The organism is Mycobacterium sp. SM1, from assembly GCF_018361265.1.
In the GTDB taxonomy this organism is placed as follows: Bacteria; Actinomycetota; Actinomycetes; order Mycobacteriales; family Mycobacteriaceae; genus Mycobacterium.
The window spans coordinates 36,055-51,400 of the sequence record NZ_JAFLNH010000006.1 but is presented as its reverse complement, the minus strand read 5'-3'; the positions used below and the strand labels follow the sequence as shown (position 1 = coordinate 51,400).

At 68.6% G+C, this 15,346-nt stretch carries 15 protein-coding genes; 4 read left to right on the top strand and 11 right to left on the bottom strand.

What is annotated here, in order from left to right; genetic code table 11:
• Nucleotides 1-63: 63 nt before the first annotated feature.
• Both MSM1_RS20970 and MSM1_RS20965 read right to left on the bottom strand, forming a co-directional pair.
• The gene (locus MSM1_RS20970; RefSeq protein WP_213446153.1) at nucleotides 64-750 is read right to left on the bottom strand and encodes a class I SAM-dependent methyltransferase; all 687 of its coding nucleotides are present in this window, start codon (nucleotides 748-750) and stop codon (nucleotides 64-66) included.
• Between the two features lie 92 nt (nucleotides 751-842).
• On the bottom strand, nucleotides 843-1,388 hold the full coding sequence (locus tag MSM1_RS20965; RefSeq protein WP_213446151.1) for a GNAT family N-acetyltransferase: 546 nt from the start codon (nucleotides 1,386-1,388) through the stop codon (nucleotides 843-845).
• A gap of 343 nt (nucleotides 1,389-1,731) precedes the next feature.
• Here MSM1_RS20965 and MSM1_RS23135 point away from each other — a divergent pair, with 343 nt between their 5' ends.
• Both MSM1_RS23135 and MSM1_RS20955 read left to right on the top strand, forming a co-directional pair.
• The gene (locus MSM1_RS23135) at nucleotides 1,732-2,088 is read left to right on the top strand and encodes a DUF4193 family protein (RefSeq protein ID WP_374101758.1); all 357 of its coding nucleotides are present in this window, start codon (nucleotides 1,732-1,734) and stop codon (nucleotides 2,086-2,088) included.
• 65 nt (nucleotides 2,089-2,153) lie between these two features.
• Complete coding sequence (locus MSM1_RS20955) at nucleotides 2,154-2,585, top strand: DUF2267 domain-containing protein (RefSeq protein ID WP_213446149.1); 432 nt, start codon at nucleotides 2,154-2,156, stop codon at nucleotides 2,583-2,585.
• Nucleotides 2,586-2,692: 107 nt separating this feature from the next.
• Here the strand turns inward: MSM1_RS20955 and MSM1_RS20950 are convergent, their stop codons facing one another.
• The 3 genes from MSM1_RS20950 to MSM1_RS20940 all read right to left on the bottom strand — a co-directional run bounded on the left by MSM1_RS20950 (nucleotide 2,693) and on the right by MSM1_RS20940 (nucleotide 7,103).
• Nucleotides 2,693-4,036: a phosphoribosyltransferase gene (locus MSM1_RS20950; protein ID WP_213446147.1), complete on the bottom strand. Its 1,344-nt coding sequence runs from the start codon at nucleotides 4,034-4,036 to the stop codon at nucleotides 2,693-2,695.
• Nucleotides 4,037-4,199: 163 nt separating this feature from the next.
• Entirely contained in the window at nucleotides 4,200-6,608 is a 2,409-nt protein-coding gene (gene ppsA / locus MSM1_RS20945; RefSeq protein WP_213446145.1) for a phosphoenolpyruvate synthase, read from the bottom strand.
• Nucleotides 6,609-6,944: 336 nt separating this feature from the next.
• Nucleotides 6,945-7,103, bottom strand: coding sequence for a hypothetical protein (locus MSM1_RS20940; RefSeq protein ID WP_213446143.1), 159 nt, complete (start codon nucleotides 7,101-7,103; stop codon nucleotides 6,945-6,947).
• Between the two features lie 49 nt (nucleotides 7,104-7,152).
• On the opposite strand from MSM1_RS20940, the gene MSM1_RS20935 reads away from it, so the two are divergent.
• A complete protein-coding gene (locus MSM1_RS20935; RefSeq protein WP_213446141.1) occupies nucleotides 7,153-7,848 on the top strand; it encodes a guanylate cyclase in 696 nt (231 codons plus the stop codon).
• Nucleotides 7,849-7,961: 113 nt separating this feature from the next.
• Here the strand turns inward: MSM1_RS20935 and MSM1_RS22320 are convergent, their stop codons facing one another.
• From MSM1_RS22320 to ychF, 5 genes are all read right to left on the bottom strand, one after another.
• On the bottom strand, nucleotides 7,962-8,150 hold the full coding sequence (locus tag MSM1_RS22320) for a DUF5989 family protein (RefSeq protein WP_213446140.1): 189 nt from the start codon (nucleotides 8,148-8,150) through the stop codon (nucleotides 7,962-7,964).
• A gap of 20 nt (nucleotides 8,151-8,170) precedes the next feature.
• Nucleotides 8,171-8,581, bottom strand: coding sequence for an SxtJ family membrane protein (locus MSM1_RS20925; protein ID WP_213446138.1), 411 nt, complete (start codon nucleotides 8,579-8,581; stop codon nucleotides 8,171-8,173).
• Nucleotides 8,581-10,419, bottom strand: coding sequence for a carbamoyltransferase (locus tag MSM1_RS20920; RefSeq protein WP_213446136.1), 1,839 nt, complete (start codon nucleotides 10,417-10,419; stop codon nucleotides 8,581-8,583). The genes MSM1_RS20925 and MSM1_RS20920 overlap by 1 nt, the downstream gene beginning before the upstream one ends.
• A complete protein-coding gene (locus MSM1_RS20915) occupies nucleotides 10,416-11,768 on the bottom strand; it encodes an SGNH/GDSL hydrolase family protein (RefSeq protein WP_213446135.1) in 1,353 nt (450 codons plus the stop codon). Before MSM1_RS20915 ends, MSM1_RS20920 begins: the two co-directional genes overlap by 4 nt.
• A gap of 203 nt (nucleotides 11,769-11,971) precedes the next feature.
• Nucleotides 11,972-13,045, bottom strand: coding sequence for a redox-regulated ATPase YchF (gene ychF / locus MSM1_RS20910; RefSeq protein ID WP_213446132.1), 1,074 nt, complete (start codon nucleotides 13,043-13,045; stop codon nucleotides 11,972-11,974).
• A gap of 173 nt (nucleotides 13,046-13,218) precedes the next feature.
• On the opposite strand from ychF, the gene MSM1_RS20905 reads away from it, so the two are divergent.
• Nucleotides 13,219-14,241 carry a DUF6542 domain-containing protein gene (locus MSM1_RS20905; RefSeq protein WP_213446130.1) on the top strand — a complete coding sequence of 341 codons (1,023 nt, stop codon included), beginning with the start codon at nucleotides 13,219-13,221 and terminating at the stop codon, nucleotides 14,239-14,241.
• Nucleotides 14,242-14,290: 49 nt separating this feature from the next.
• Here MSM1_RS20905 and MSM1_RS20900 read toward each other — a convergent pair whose 3' ends face one another.
• Nucleotides 14,291-15,292, bottom strand: a complete 1,002-nt coding sequence (locus MSM1_RS20900) for a 4-hydroxy-3-methylbut-2-enyl diphosphate reductase (RefSeq protein ID WP_213446127.1) — start codon at nucleotides 15,290-15,292, stop codon at nucleotides 14,291-14,293.
• Between the last annotated feature and the right edge of the window lie 54 nt (nucleotides 15,293-15,346).

The following is a 15,346-nucleotide window of genomic DNA, read 5'->3' as shown; positions in this document are numbered from 1 at the left end:
GCATGCTCTGCGCCGCCTCCCCAGAGCGGCCTGCCAGAGCGCCTTGCCGGAGCGGCCCCACGGTCAGCGGGCCTGGGTCCGCCGGACGCTTAGGAGCTGAACCGCGCCGAACCACGGCAGCATCGCTGTGCCGACGGCCTCGGTGAGCGGGCCACACCACCCGGGCAGCGGGAGGGGTTCGGCGGCATAGAGAACCCCACGGACATGTGCGGCGCCGTGTCGGCGGCCAAGGGCCAACAGGGCATCACGGGACAGGAACCGGCCGGCGCGATAGGGACTGCGCTCACGCACCCGGCCGGTCCACCCCCAGAGGCTGGCGGGGTTGAGCATCGCCGCCACCAGCCGTCCGCCGGGGCGGGTGATGCGCGCCATCTCGGCCAGCGCCCGTGCGGGATCGGTGGTGAACTCCAGGGTGGCAACGGTCACTGCGGCGTCAACGCTGGCATCGCGCAGCGGCAGGGCCATGGCGTCGGCCCGCACCAGGCGGCCCGCCAGTCGGGGGGCCGCCACGGCCAGCATGGCCGCATCCACATCGATCCCGATCACATCGGCGTTTTGAGCGGCCAGCAGCGCGCCTAACCGTCCCGTGCCGCACCCGACGTCCACGATCCGCCTGCCGGACACTGGTCCGAGCGCACGCAACACCGCGGCCGATTCGATGCGCCACGCATAGCGGCCCCATCGCCGGTCGAACCAACGGTCGTAGCGGCGGGCCGCGTCCAGATCCGAGTGTGGGAAAGCCCCGGGCATTGCAGATCAAAAGCGGGTGCCGAGAACGGCTTCCAGCGCCTGACCACCGTGGCGACCCGGCTGACGGCCGCATCCGCCTGCCCAGGGACGCATCACAGGTCGAGCGCCTGCAGCTGCGTCAAGTCGATCTGCAGGCTGATCACCGGGCCCTCGCGCTGCGTTGCATACCGCCACCCGGCGTCGAAGAGAACTTTCAGCATCGCGGTGTTCTCGGCGAGCACGTCAGCGGTAAAGCAATGGATTCCGTTGTCCAAAGCGATTTTCGCCAGACTCCTGAGCAAGGCGGTCGCCACCCCCCGGAGATGGTCCTCGTGGGCAACCGCGACGGCCACTTCGGCGACACCCGGATCGGCGGACACCACATAGTTCGCGACACCGATCAGTCGCCCGGATTCAAATGCCCCAAGCGCCCATTGGCGCTGATTGCACTCGACCACTTTATCGGCGAACGTCTCCAGGTAGGCCGGGCTGGGGATGAAAAACCGCAGGTATTGTTCGTGCGCGGTGAGTCGCCGATGAAGCTCTAAGACGGCGTCCGTGTCACGGCGGTCGAGGCGGCGCAGCACAACTTCGGCGCCGTCGAGCAGCCTGACTTTCTGGCCCTCATTGATGCCCTCATTGACGCATCCGTCAGTCACCGAGCTGCCCTCATCTCTATGGCGAATACCCGAATACCGGGTATACGGTGGCGGACCGGATGTTTTTGCGCAAGGCCCCGGCTTTGGCCGTGCTCGCGGTGACGGGCCGCCCGGGTGCTGCCAGGACCCTACCGGCCTGAGGATCCGCCGCTGTCAGCCCGGCGCCGACCGAGCCGTGCGGGTGTGGCGATCGCTCCCGCCGATCCACCCTGCGGGACCCTGCGGGCGGGGAAATGACAGCCGAATGGACCCGGTCCGAGGGACTTCGGACCCTATTGCGGTGCCGTCGTGTCGTGATCCCATCGAAAACCAGGATTCACACCCAGCGGGTAGGGAGACCAAGATGACTACACTGCGCACCCGGCGGCAGCCGCGGTCACTGCTCTCTGAGGCCATCGCCCCACGACTAAGTGGGCGGTACGACGAGGATAACCGGCCGCGCGTTGACGAGCTGCTGCGGGAGATGCTTCCCGGGCACGGCCTGGGGTCTGGTTTGGCGGACACCGATGATGGCGGCGAGTCCGTTGTGCAGGCATCATTGGAGCCTACTGACGCCGAGCTCACAGGTGACGAGCTCACCGTTGCGGTCATCCCCAAGCAAGCAGACGAATTTGTCTGTTCGAGTTGCTTTCTCATCCTCCACAGGAGTCGCCTGGCAAGCTCGCAGGGCGGTCAGCTACGGTGCGTGGACTGCGCTTAGCCGCGCGGGGCGCGGCGATCCACGGCGACGGCAACGGACTGCGGGCAGCAGTGCAGGAGGTAGCTATGTCCACCAACGTAAAAGTCCCGGCACTAGACCATGCGATGCATATGGCGCACACGTGGATTCACGACGTGGCAAAGGAGTTCGACACCGAGGATCGAGAGTTCGCCTACCGGGTATTGCGGGCTTGGCTGCATACGCTGCGCGACCGGCTTACCGTGGAGGCCAGCGCCCACTTCGCCGCCCAGCTACCCGATCTCATCAGGGGCATCTTCTACGCGGGCTGGAATCCCCACGCCGTGCCCGAAAAGTATGGCGCGCAGGACTACGCGGCCCGCTTTGCCCGGGAAGCCAACATTTCCCTCGATGATGTCGGCAAAGCGGCCGCGGCAACCACCGCGGCCGCGTTACGCCACCTGCCGGTGGCGCACATGGACAAGACGCTGAATCAGCTTCCCGCGGAGATCCGCAACCTGTTGCAGCCCTCCCGCTGACGGCCCCCCTACTGCCCCGGCCTGCCCCGGCGCGACCGCCACGCCGCACATAGCTTCGGCCGCACATAACTTCGGGAGATCACTTACGGGAGATCACTTGCGGGAGATCACCCGCGGACATCACTGCGAGAGACATCGGCCCCCAGATACATCATGAACCAATCATGGGCCAGCCGTGCAACCTTCTCGAGGGCACCGGGCTCTTCGAAAAGGTGAGTCGCCCCGGCGATCACCATGATTTCGCACTTGGCCGGGATGACGTCGCGCGCCCGCCGATTGAGCTCGAGGGCGGCGTCATCGCGCTCCGCGACGATCAGCAAGGTCGGCGCGTGCACCAGCTTCAGGTGCTCGCCCGCGAGGTCGGGCCGACCGCCACGGGCAACGATCGCCGTCACTTTCACCCGGGGATCGGCCGCCGCTGCCAGCGCCGCCGCCGCTCCCGTGCCGGCGCCGAAATAGCCTATGGGCAGGGACGCGGTGTCGGGGTGGCCGGCGAGCCACTCGGTGACGCGGACCAGCCGAGCGGAGAGCAGCTCGACGTCGAAGACGTTGGCGCGGTTGCGTTCTTCGTCGAGTGTGAGCAGATCGAACAGCAGTGTGGCGAAACCGGCGCCGCTCAGCACCGTGGCGAGGTAGCGGTTACGCGGGCTGTGCCGGCTGCTGCCGCTGCCGTGAGCGAAGACGACGATGCCCCTCGGATGCTCCGGAACCGTGAGGTGGCCCGCCAACATCACCGGCCCGGCGGCTACCTGCACGTCCTCGTCGCGCAGCAGGGGATCCTCCCCGCCGGCGCTGGTGACCATGTCTGGATAGCCGCTGCGCGCGCGATCGAGCAGCGCGATGACCTCCTCGTCGGAGGTCTGGGCGAAATTGCGGTAGCCTTGGCCGACGCCGAAGAAGAGCCTCGGTGACTCCAGGCAGACCACCTCGTCGGCGTATCCGGCAAAGTTGTCGGCGACGCCGGCGGGACCGATGGGGACCGCCAGGACCACCCGGCGCGCACCTTGGGCGCGGGCGACCTGGCACGCGGCCTTGGCCGTCGCGCCGGTCGCGACGCCGTCGTCGATGATCAGTGCGGTCCGGCCCGCCAAGGGCAGGCGGTCATGGCCGCGCCGGAAGCGATCGAGTCGATGCTGCAACTCGGTGCGCTCCTTGCTTTCGACCGCGGCGATGTCAGACGCGCTCAGGTTCGCGTCCCGCACGACGGATTCGTTGATGACCCGCACCCCGCCCTCACCGATCGCGCCGAAGGCAAGTTCAGGCTGAAACGGCACCCCGAGCTTACGCACAATGAGGACATCGAGCGGGGCCCCCAGCGCCTTGGCGACCTCGAACGCCACCGGCACCCCCCCGCGCGGCAACCCGAGCACGACAACATCGTGGTCGCCGAAAGAGGCCAGGCGCCGGGCCAGTCTGCGTCCGGCGTCAGCACGGTCAGCGAACTGCATCATGTTCTCAAGTGTGACGCGGCGGGCCGGCACCGCAAAGGGCCCTATGGCCGCACTTGTTGGGACTAAGTCCTCGCCGCTGCCGTGCAGCCTCCTCGTCGCTTCCGTGCAGTCTCCCAGCAGCTTCCGGTGGCTTCCCCGAAGCGTGTCCCCATTCCCGCGGACGTCACCGGGCGGTACGCGGGGCGCGTCCCAGCCGCTGCTCGAGGGCCAGCACCGCCTTGGTGGTCTTGAGCACGGTGTCGGGGTTGAGGCTCATCGAGTCGATGCCGATCTCGACCAGAAACTCGGCCATGTCCGGGTAGTCGGAGGGCGCCTGGCCGCACAGCCCCGAGTGGATGCCGTTGCGCCGGCAGCCCTCCACCGCCAGCCGGATCATCTCCTTGACTCCCTCGTCGCGCTCGTCGAAGTCGAACGCGACGATCTCGCTGTCGCGGTCGACCCCCAGGGTGAGCTGAGTCAGGTCGTTGGAGCCGATGGAAAAGCCGTCGAAATGCTTGGAGAAATCGTCGATCAACACGATATTGTTCGGGACCTCGCACATCGCATAAACCTTCAGCCCGTTCTCCCCTCTTCGCAGGCCGAGCTCGGCCATCCGGGCCAGCACCTGCTCGGCCTCGGCGATGCGGCGCACGAACGGCAGCATCAGCATGACGTTGGTCAGCCCCATCTCCTCGCGCACCCGCTTCATCGCCTGGCATTCGAGCGCGAAACCCTCCGCGTAGGCGGGATGGGCGTAGCGGGAGGCACCGCGGAAACCGAGCATGGGGTTGTCCTCGTGGGGTTCGAAGTCCGCTCCGCCGATGAGGCTGGCGTACTCGTTGGTCTTGAAGTCCGACATGCGCACCACCACGGGCTTGGGCCAGAACGCCGCGGCGATGGTGCCGATCCCCTCGGAGAGCCGCTGCACGAAAAAGGTCGCCCCGTCGGGGTAGCCGCGGGTCAGCTGCGCCAGCTGCGTGCGTGCCCCGGAATCGGTCACCTTATCGGGATGCAGCAACGCCAGCGGGTGGCCCTTGATCGACTCGCTGATGATGAACTCCATGCGGGCCAGGCCGACGCCATCGTTGGGCAGAAACGAGGTTTTAAACGCCAGGTCGGGATTGCCGAGGTTGATCATGATCTCGGTGGCCGGCCGCGGCAGGTCGGCAATCTCGGTGCGCTCGACCCGGAACGGGACTGCCCCGCGGTAAACGCGCCCGGTGTCACCTTCGGCGCAGGACACCGTGACCGGTTGGCCGCTGGTGAGCCGGCTGGTCGCGTTGCCCGAGCCGACCACGGCGGGAATCCCGAGTTCGCGGGCGACGATCGCGGCGTGGCAGGTGCGCCCACCACGGTTGGTGATCAGCGCGGCCGCGGTCTTCATCACCGGCTCCCAGTCCGGTGTGGTGGTGTCGGCGACTAAGACCTCGCCCGGCCTGAACTCCGCGAGCTGGGTCAGGTTCTCGATTAGATGAGCCGTCCCCGATGCGATCTTCTCGCCCACCGAGCGGCCCTCGACGAGCAGCTCACCGGAGCCTTCGAGCACGTAGCTTTCCAGCGTGGTCACCCGGCGCTGGGAGGCGGCCGTCTCCGGCCGGGCCTGCACCACATAGAGTCGCCCGTCGATGCCGTCTTTGGCCCACTCCATGTCCATCGGCCGGCCGTAGTGGCGCTCGATCTTGATGGCGTAGCCAGCCAACTCGAGGACGTCGTCGTCGGTGAGGCAAAACTGGGTGCGGTCGGCCTTCGGGGTGGGGATGTTGCGGGTGGTGTGTCTGGTCTCGCCCTCGACGAAGACCATCTTCACCGCCTTGTCGCCCAGCAGGCGGCGCAGCACGGCACGGTGCCCCGCGACGTAGGTGGGCTTGTGGACGTAGAACTCGTCCGGGTCCACCGCGCCTTGCACGACGTTCTCCCCGAGCCCGTAGGCGGCGTTGATGAACACCACGTCGCGAAAGCCGGACTCGGTGTCCAGCGAAAACATCACCCCCGACGACGCCAGATCCGAGCGCACCATCTTCATCACGCCGATCGACAGCGCCACCCGGAAGTGGTCGAAGCCCTGGTCAATGCGGTAGTGAATAGAGCGGTCGGTAAACAGGCTCGCAAAGCAGCGCCGGCAGGCGTCAAGCAGGCTCTGCTCGCCGCGGATGTTCAGATAGGTCTCTTGCTGGCCCGCGAAGCTGGCCGTCGGCAGGTCCTCCGCGGTCGCGGAGCTGCGCACCGCCAGGCTCACGTCCGGGCCATACTGCTGCTGCAGCCGTCGGTAGCCCTCAAGCACCTCTGCCGCGACATCGCCGGGCAGCCCGGCGCCGTAGACGATCTCACGGGCCTGCTTGCCGCGGCGCGCCAGGTCGGCGACGTCGCTGGGATCGAGCCCCTCGAGGGCGGCCCGCAGCGGCGACCACGCCCCCGCCGCGTCGAGCATCCGGCGATAGGCGTCGGCGGTGATGGCGAAGCCGTTGGGAACGAGCACCCCCTCACCCGACAGCTTGCGATACATCTCGCCCAGCGAGGCGTTCTTGCCACCGACCAGCGGCACAGCCTCGATGCCGAATTCCTCGAAGAACCGTACGTACTTCAACGCGGTCACGGTGATCCTTCCAGTTGATGCCGTTCGGGCGTCGGTGGCCAGCCGGGCCCGCCCCACAGGGCACCGACCGAGGTGGCCCGAGCGTCGGGGCCAGCCGCAGGGCCGGGTCGCGCGGCGGCCCGGCCGCGGCGACGGGCTGCCCCAGCCCCAAGCTGTCGCTCGTCATCCGCGCCGCCACCTCCTTAGCCAGCGAAACAGCTTGCGGTCTGCCCGGATAGGGCCGAACGGCCCCGATCACGGGCGCCATTCGGGGTGCGGCTCCCCCGGACGAGCCCCGATCCGGTGCGCGGGCGGGGCATCGCCGGCATCTGGCGTGCCCGCCGTCGCAACCACCGCTTACACCCGGTTGGATTCGGCCAGCCGCCGGCGCAACCGGGCCCGGATCTCATCGGGTGTGTAGGAGTTTCGCTTCCGCTGATCACGGACGACCAGCACGCCCCCGGCCGCAACGCCGACGACTCCGGCCAACCCCAGCCATTTCCACAGGTTGCGCATTGCCTCAGGCTATCCACGACCGGGTATCCCAGGTATCTAAGCTGCGATTGTGGACGCAAGCACGGTGACACTGGAGCGGGCACTGCAGGAAACCCGGACCGGTGACATCTGGCTGTTCCGCGGCGTCTCGGGTCCGGACCGCGCCATCAGGGCCCTGACGAATGCCCCGGTGAACCATGTCGGCATGACGGTTGCCATCGACGATCTGCCGCCGCTGCTCTGGCACGCCGAACTCGGCGACAAGCTCCTAGACATCTGGACCGGCACCAACCATCGGGGCGTGCAACTCAACGATGCCCGCCAGGCCGTGGAGCAGTGGATGGGCCGCTACCGGCAGCGGTGCTGGCTGCGCCAGCTCACGCCGTACGCCAACCGGGAGCAGGAGGACCGGCTGCTGCGGGTCATCGCGCGCATGGACGGCCTGCCGTTTCCCACCGCAGCGCGGCTCACGGGCCGCTGGCTGCGTGGCCGACTTTCCGGCGCTTACGGCTGGATGCGCGCAATGCCGCTGGTGAGCAGGAAGGCTCGCGCGCGGACACCGGCACGCGAAGCCCGGCGGCGCAGCGTGAGCCTGGAAACCGCATACTGCGCGGAAACGGTGGCCATCACCTACGCGGAAATGGGGCTACTGAGCACCCGGAAGTCGGCGAACTGGTTTGACCCCGGGTCGTTCTGGAGCGGTGACGCACTTCCGCTGACGCCGGGTTATCAACTCGGCGGCGAGATCGCGGTGATCGCGGACTGATCACCCGGCCGCGAAGCGCCGGGCAACCACGGCGGTCACGGTACGCGGGGCGGGCGCTACCCCCCACCGGCAGCGCCTCGGCCCAACGATTCGCGGCAATTCCCGGCAATTCATCAAAAGAGCGTGTAGATCAGCGGACCGGCGCCCGAGCCGGCCACGACGATCAGGACCGCCACTAACAGCAGGGTGGCGATGATCGGGATGAGCCACCATTTTTTGTTGTGCAGCAAAAAGCGCCAGAACTCGCCGAGGAATGTGCTCGGGCGTTCGGAGGCGGCGCGGTCGAACTCGGAGTCGGGCACGTAATCTCCTCAGAATCTCCTCAGAATTGCTGAAAGTACCGGCGAGGGTCGTCGGCGGGGCGGTGCGCCACCCAGTATGACGGTGCCGACGGGTCGAAGCGGCGCTGCATGGGATCCTGCCCCAGCGCCCGCAGCAGCAGCGCGACGGGTGTGACGACGACGACGAACACGGTCAGCAGTATCAGGTGGGAGAGCACCCAGCCGATCGGGTAGACGGCCCGCGACATCCCGGCATACAGCGGCCGGCGCAGCCGCGGCACCGCGAGATACGCCGCGGTGAGCACGGCGCCAATCACCCACAGCCCGGTGCGCACCCCAGACATGCCCAATCGATGGCCCGCCACGAGGCCCAGCACCGCGAACGTGAGGGGCAGCACGACAGCGAACACCGCCAGCTGGCGCCGGCCCGGGTCACGGTCGAGGCGGATCATCAGTCTAGGGAGAATTCCCTCAGGTAGCGCTGCAGCTGCGCCGGAGCGGTGTCGTGCTGCTCGGACTTGAGCAGCACCGCGTCCTCGAGCGCCAGCGCGTCCATCTGGGTCGCCATGAAGCAGCGGAACGCGTCGTCAGGGGTGCACACGATCGGTTCGCCCCGGACATTGAACGAGGTGTTGACCAGCACCGGGCAGCCGGTGCGCTGGTAGAACCGCTGCAGCAGCAGGTGGAACCGGCCGTGGCGCTCGGCGTCGACGGTCTGCAGCCGCGCCGAGAGGTCCACGTGGGTGACCGCGGGGATGCTCGAGCGGACCACGCCGAGCTTGTCCAGGCCTTGGGCCGTGTCCCGGGCCGTCTCGGCGGCCGGGGTGCGGCGCGCGGGGGCCACCGGCGCGACCAGCAGCATGTAGGGGCTCTCCTCCCCCGCCGCCCGCTCGAACCAGTCGTCGACGTGTTCCAGCAGCACCGCCGGGGCGAAGGGCCGAAAGGACTCCCGGAACTTGATTTTCTGGTTCATCACCGACTGCATGCGGGGGCTGCGCGGGTCGCCGAGGATGCTGCGGGCGCCAAGGGCACGCGGGCCGAACTCCATGCGCCCGTGGAACCAGCCGACCACGTTGCCGTCGGCGAGCAGCCCGGCCACCACGTCACACAGCTCGGTCTCGTCGTCGAAGAGCCGGTAGGTCGCGCGGTGCCGGCCCAGGGCGGCGGTGACGTCCTCGCGGCGGTAGCGGGGCCCGAGGAACGAGCCGCGCTGGCTGTCGCGGCCGTGCGGCGCCCGCTGGTTGTCCAACAGCTGGTGCCAGACGAACAGTGCGGCCCCGAGCGCGCCGCCGGCGTCCCCGGCGGCCGGCTGTACCCAGATCCGCTCGAACGCGGTGTCGCGCAGGACGCGGCTGTTGGCCACGCAGTTGAGCGCAACCCCGCCGGCCAGGCACAGATTCGTCATGCCCGTGGTGGCCTGCAGGTGGCGCGCCGCCCGCACGACTATCTCCTCGGTGACCCGCTGGACCGACGCCGCCAAGTCCATCTCCCGCTGGGTGATCGGCGATTCGGGTGCCCGGGGTGGACCGTCGAAGAGTTCCTCGAAGCGCTTCGACGTCATCTTCAGCCCGGTGCAGTAGTCGAAGTACCGCAGATCTAACCGGAACGACCCGTCGTCGCGCAGGTCCACCAGCTTGTCGAGGATGCGGTCGGCGTAGACCGGTTCGCCGTAGGGAGCCAGGCCCATCAGCTTGTACTCGCCGGAGTTGACCTTGAATCCGGTGAAGTAGGTGAACGCGGAGTAGAGCATGCCCAGCGAGTGCGGGAAGCGCAGCTCGGCGTGCAGCCGGATCCGGTTGCCGTGGCCGGTGCCCATGGTCGCGGTCGCCCACTCGCCGACACCGTCGAAGGTCAATATCGCGGCTTCGTCAAACGGTGAGGGGAAAAACGCGCTGGCGGCATGGGATTCGTGGTGTTCGACGAAACACAGCCGCCTGGTGTAGCCGCGAAGCTGGCGGCGGATCTCACGCGGCAGGTGCAGCTTCTCGGTGAGCCACACCGGCATGGCCCGCACGTAGGACCGAAAGCCACGGGGTGCAAATGCCGCGTATGTTTCCAGCAACCGCTCGAATTTGAGGAACGGCTTTTCGTAGAAGACCACGTGGTCGAGGTCTTTGGCCGCCAGCCCGCCTTCCCGCAGGCAGTAGCCGACGGCGTGCGCGGGGAACGACGGGTCGTGTTTGCGGCGGGTGAACCGTTCCTCCTGGGCGGCGGCCACCACGGAGCCGTCGACCACCAGCGCAGCGGCGGCGTCGTGGTAGTAGGCCGAGATGCCGAGAATGGCCGTCATCGGAAGGCCTTGGCCTCCAGCACTTCCCGCAGTAGGGGCTCGATCTGATCGGTGAGCAGCTCCGCGATCTGGTGATGCCCGGTCGCGTTGGGGTGCCCGTCGTTGGGGATCAGGTTCTCCGGGACCAGGGCCGCGTCGATGCGAATCAGCGGAATGCCCTGCTGCTCGAAGGCGGGCATGTCGAGCTTCTGCAAGTCAAAGTCTTGGCCCATGAGCACGAAGCGCGCACCATCACGGCGCACGTCGTCGGCCATCCGGCTGATGAGCACCGAGGTCAGCCGCTGGGCGTACGGGGTGGCCGGCGGCGGGGCCGGTACCGCCGGCGGGGAACCGGGATTCCCCGCAGCAGCTTGCGGGCTCGCGGGCGCGCCGACGGGAGGGTGGTGCGCGGCCTCATCGTCGGTGCTGCCCAGGTTGTACAGCGCCGCCACCAGCGCCGGATTCCGCTGCAGGCGCTCGGCGACGAAGCTGAAAAAGGCGGAGTGGTTGGCCAGGTTCAGCTGCAGCCGGCACACCGTGCGGGCGCGCGCGCCGTCGGCCCGGCGCACCGCGTCGTCCATTACCCGGTACTCCGAGCAGCGGGGATAGTCGGGCACCGGCTGGCCCACCAAGTGCAGGGTGTCGTCGGGGCCCAGGATGAAGGCCGGCTTGCCGAACACCCGCCGCATCCGGTGCAGCGTCACGTTGTCATCCGGGTCGTTGGCGGTTTCGTGCACCAGGACGACGTCGGGGTGCAGCGGCTTAAGGCGTTCGCGGTAGAGCAACCACTCCTGGTCGGTGCCGTAGCCGCGCACGCCGGCGTTGACGACTTGCACCGAAACGCCCAGCCGCTGAGACAGCAGGCCGGCTGCCACCGCCGAGTAGGTCTCGTTTTCGGCCACCTCCAGCCCGCTGGCCACCGAGTCGCCCAGGACCAGCACCCGCAACCCGCCGGGGGCAACCGGGGTCAACTCGGGGCCGCGCAGGCCAAGAGAGTTGATCCGGATGTGTGTGCGAAACGTGATGGGAAACGGCCGCGGCCCCACAAACTCGCCCGTCGCCCCCGGCCCGTACGACCAGCCGACCAACCTGTCGGCGACGTAGAAGTTGTCGGGCTTGGCATAGACGTCGTAGAGGGGCCGGTAGCCGAGAACGCGGAAGACGGCTTCCACCGCGCCCATGGTCGCGGCCACCGTGAGAACGACGGCCAGCAGCCGAAACAACACCGCGCGTATCCGGTGACGCGGCCGGGGTGCCTCGCCCCCACCGTCGGCGGCCGGACGGCTCGTCACGTCCAGCGTGGCCATTGGTCCAGCTCCCGTCGTCGTCGCCGTGCCCGGCAGGTAGTTACCGAGGTAGCGTACTGCCACCGCCCGGTGGGCGCCGCTGTCGCGCGGGCCTGGGAGCCACCGGCCCGGGCGAAGGCGGCGACGGCGATGCGCCAAAACCGCAGCATAGTAAAGCGCGCGCGGCGACACCAGTGCGGAACCCGGGTCGGTATCGCCTCCTCGCGCCTCCTCGGCACCGGTTTCGCTGGTGCCCGGGCGTCTGGCCGGGTGAGATTGCGGTCGAGTTAGACGTTGAATCTGAACTCCACCACGTCGCCGTCGGCCATCACGTAGTCCTTGCCCTCCATCCGGACCTTGCCGGCGGCGCGAGCCGCGGCCATGGAACCCGCCGCGATCAGGTCATCGTAGGAAACCACCTCGGCCTTGATGAAGCCCTTCTCGAAGTCGCTGTGGATCACCCCGGCGGCTTTGGGAGCGGTATCACCCTGGTGAATCGTCCACGCCCGGGCCTCCTTTGGCCCCGCGGTCAGGAAGGTCTGCAGCTTAAGGGTGTGGAAGCCGGCCCGGGCCAGCGCGTCGAGTCCTCGCTCGCTCTGCCCGATCGACGCCAGCAATTCGGCGGCCGACTCGTCGTCGAGCTCGTGGAGCTCCGCCTCGATCTTGGCGTCCAGGAAAACCGCGTCGGCGGGAGCGACCAGCTCACGCAGCTGCGCGACCTGCGCCGTGTCGGTCAGCAGGGCCTCGTCGGCATTGAAGACGTAGAGAAACGGCTTGATGGTCAACAAGCTCAACTCCCGCAACACGCGGGCGTCCATCCCCGCGGCGAACAACGTCGTCCCGCCCTCGAGCACCCGTTGGGCGGTCACCGCGGCCTCGTAAACCGGCTTGCGGTCCTTGCGGTTGCGGGCTTCCTTCTCCAGCCTGGGCACCGCGCGTTCCAAGGTCTGCAGATCGGCCAGGATCAACTCCGTCTCGACCACTTCGATATCGGATTTGGGGTCGACCCGCCCGGCGACGTGTGCCACGTCGTCATCGGAAAACACCCGCACCACCTGACAGATGGCGTCGCATTCGCGGATGTGCGCCAGGAACTTGTTGCCCAGCCCGGCCCCTTCCGATGCACCCCGAACGAGGCCGGCGATGTCGACGAAGGTGACCACCGCCGGGACGATCCGCTCCGAATGAAAAATCTCCGCGAGCTTGGCCAACCGCGGATCCGGCAGCGGAACCACGCCCTCGTTCGGCTCGATCGTCGCGAACGGGTAGTTGGCGGCCACGACATTGTTGCGCGTCAGCGCATTGAACAGCGTCGACTTGCCAACATTGGGCAAACCCACAATCCCCAGGCTCAGGCTCACAGCGATCCCAAGTGTAGAGCGGTACGCAGCCGCACCGGGCGGGGCTTAATTGCCATTGCCGCCGCTGCCCCGCGGGGCGGCCCACCCTGCGCCGTCGCCGGCGGGGAGGACCTCAGGCACGCCGGAAGCGTACGGGCCACCCGTTGTCGGCCATCACCCGGTACGGTCAACGTGTGTCAGTGCAGCGGGCGAGGTCAGCGGTGGCGGCGGAGCACCGCTCAATTCACCCCAGCGTCCCCGGGGTGCCCTGGTGGGCGGCGGTGGTCATCGCCGCAACCGCGACGGCGCTCGGCTACGCCTTCGACGCCGGGTCGGGCGCCAAACAACTGACGAATGTCTTCGCCGCACTTTATGCGTCGGGTTGTGTGGCGGCGGTGATCGCCGTGCGGCAATCGGGAATCTTCACCGCGGTCATCCAGCCACCGCTGATCCTGTTCGTCAGCGTGCCCGGCGCCTACTGGCTGTTCCACGGCGCCAAGATCACCGGCCTCAGGGACATCCTGATCAACTGCGGTTATCCACTGATCGAGCGCTTCCCGTTGATGGCGTCTACCTCGGCCGGTGTGCTGCTGATCGGCATCGTTCGCTGGTCTCTCGGGAGGGCAGCCCGCCCGCGGACGAAGAGTGCCGGTGCCGCCGGCCCGGTCGCGCGCCCCGCCGCGAGCCGGTCCCGCCGAGTGGCACCGGCGCGGGACGACACGCCCGAGGCGCCGGTTGGGCGTGCCCGGCGCCGTTCACGAGCCCCCGACGGCGAGGCCGCCGAGCCACCCGCCCCGCGGCGCCGTAGCCGGGTGCCCCACGAACCTGACCTGCGCGGGCGGCCGCCGCGCGAGATCGGCCGGGATCCTCGAGTGCGCACCGGCCGGGCCACCGCGGAGATCGGCCGGGATCCTCGAGTGCGCGCCGGCCGGCCGCTGCGGGAGATCGGCCGGGATCCCCGAGTGCCCACCGGCCGGGCCACCGCACGCGACAGCCGCTACGACCCGTACGAACCCCTGGAACCCGGGGAACCGCTCCCGCCCTTCGGGCGGCGCCGCCGGCCCGCGCCACCCACAGCGGACGGCACCACGGCGACCCATCACCCCATCTCACGAGTCCGCTATCGCGGGTCGGCCGGCGACGAGGAGGGTCCCGTCGGCCCGAAAACCTGGAGTACGCGCGACTCGACGGCCGAGTCGTGGGAGTACGACATCTGAAATCCCCGCCACGCGCATGCCAGCCACCCCGCGTCGGCGGCGGGCGCGGTCAGCGCCGGGCCGGGCGAATCTCCCGCGGCAGCGCGAACACCAGCGTCTCGTTGGCCGTCGTCACCGGCTGAACCGTGTCGTAGCCGAACTCGGCCAGCCTCGCCAGCACACCGCGCACCAATATCTCGGGCACCGACGCGCCGGAAGTGACGCCGACCGTGGTCACCCCGCCCAGCCACGTCGGGTCGATGTCCTCGGCGCTGTCGACCAGGTGAGCGGCCCGGGCGCCGGCACCCGCGGCCACCTCGACCAGTCGCACCGAGTTGGACGAGTTGGCCGATCCCACGACGATCACCAGGTCACATTCGGGCGCCATCGCCTTGACCGCGACCTGGCGGTTCTGCGTGGCATAGCAAATGTCGTCGCTGGGCGGATCCTGTAGTTTCGGGAAGCGCCGGCGCAGCCGCCGCACGATCTCCATGGTCTCGTCGACCGATAGCGTGGTCTGGGACAGCCAGATCACCTTGCTCTCGTCGCGGACCGTCACCGTGTCGACGGCCGCGGGCCCATCGACGACCTGTACGTGCTCGGGGGCTTCCCCGGCGGTCCCGATGACTTCCTCGTGACCCTGATGCCCGATGAGCAGGATGTCGTAGTCATCCCTGGCAAAGCGCTTGGCCTCGTTGTGCACCTTGGTGACCAGCGGACACGTGGCGTCGATCACCTGCAGGCCCCGCTGGGCGGCCGAGTGATGGACGGCCGGCGCCACGCCGTGCGCGGAGAACACCACGATGGCGCCCTCGGGAACCTCGTCGGTCTCCTCGACGAAAACCGCGCCGGCCTTGGCCAGGGTGTCCACCACGTGGCGGTTGTGCACGATCTCGTGGCGGACATACACCGGCGGGCCGTGCTTCTGCAGCGCCCGCTCGACCGTCTCGACGGCGCGATCCACCCCCGCGCAGTACCCTCGGGGCTCCGCCAGGAGCACCCGCTTGCCGGCGGCGGTGCCGGCTGCGGAGCGAGATGCGCCGGGAATGCCCACGTCGACGGTCGGCGGCATGGGCATCAGCGTACTTGCTCCCGGCGCACACCCGCCAGCTCACGCCGCCGGCTT

Coding starts and splice junctions, on each gene's coding strand:
- MSM1_RS20925 (WP_213446138.1), bottom strand. CDS start 8,581: ATGATCCGCCTCGACCGTGACCCGGGCCGGCGCCAGCTGGCGGTGTTC.
- MSM1_RS23135 (WP_374101758.1), top strand. CDS start 1,732: ATGACTACACTGCGCACCCGGCGGCAGCCGCGGTCACTGCTCTCTGAG.
- MSM1_RS20950 (WP_213446147.1), bottom strand. CDS start 4,036: ATGATGCAGTTCGCTGACCGTGCTGACGCCGGACGCAGACTGGCCCGG.
- MSM1_RS20940 (WP_213446143.1), bottom strand. CDS start 7,103: ATGCGCAACCTGTGGAAATGGCTGGGGTTGGCCGGAGTCGTCGGCGTT.
- MSM1_RS20955 (WP_213446149.1), top strand. CDS start 2,154: ATGTCCACCAACGTAAAAGTCCCGGCACTAGACCATGCGATGCATATG.
- MSM1_RS20970 (WP_213446153.1), bottom strand. CDS start 750: ATGCCCGGGGCTTTCCCACACTCGGATCTGGACGCGGCCCGCCGCTAC.
- MSM1_RS20920 (WP_213446136.1), bottom strand. CDS start 10,419: ATGACGGCCATTCTCGGCATCTCGGCCTACTACCACGACGCCGCCGCT.
- MSM1_RS20900 (WP_213446127.1), bottom strand. CDS start 15,292: ATGCCGCCGACCGTCGACGTGGGCATTCCCGGCGCATCTCGCTCCGCA.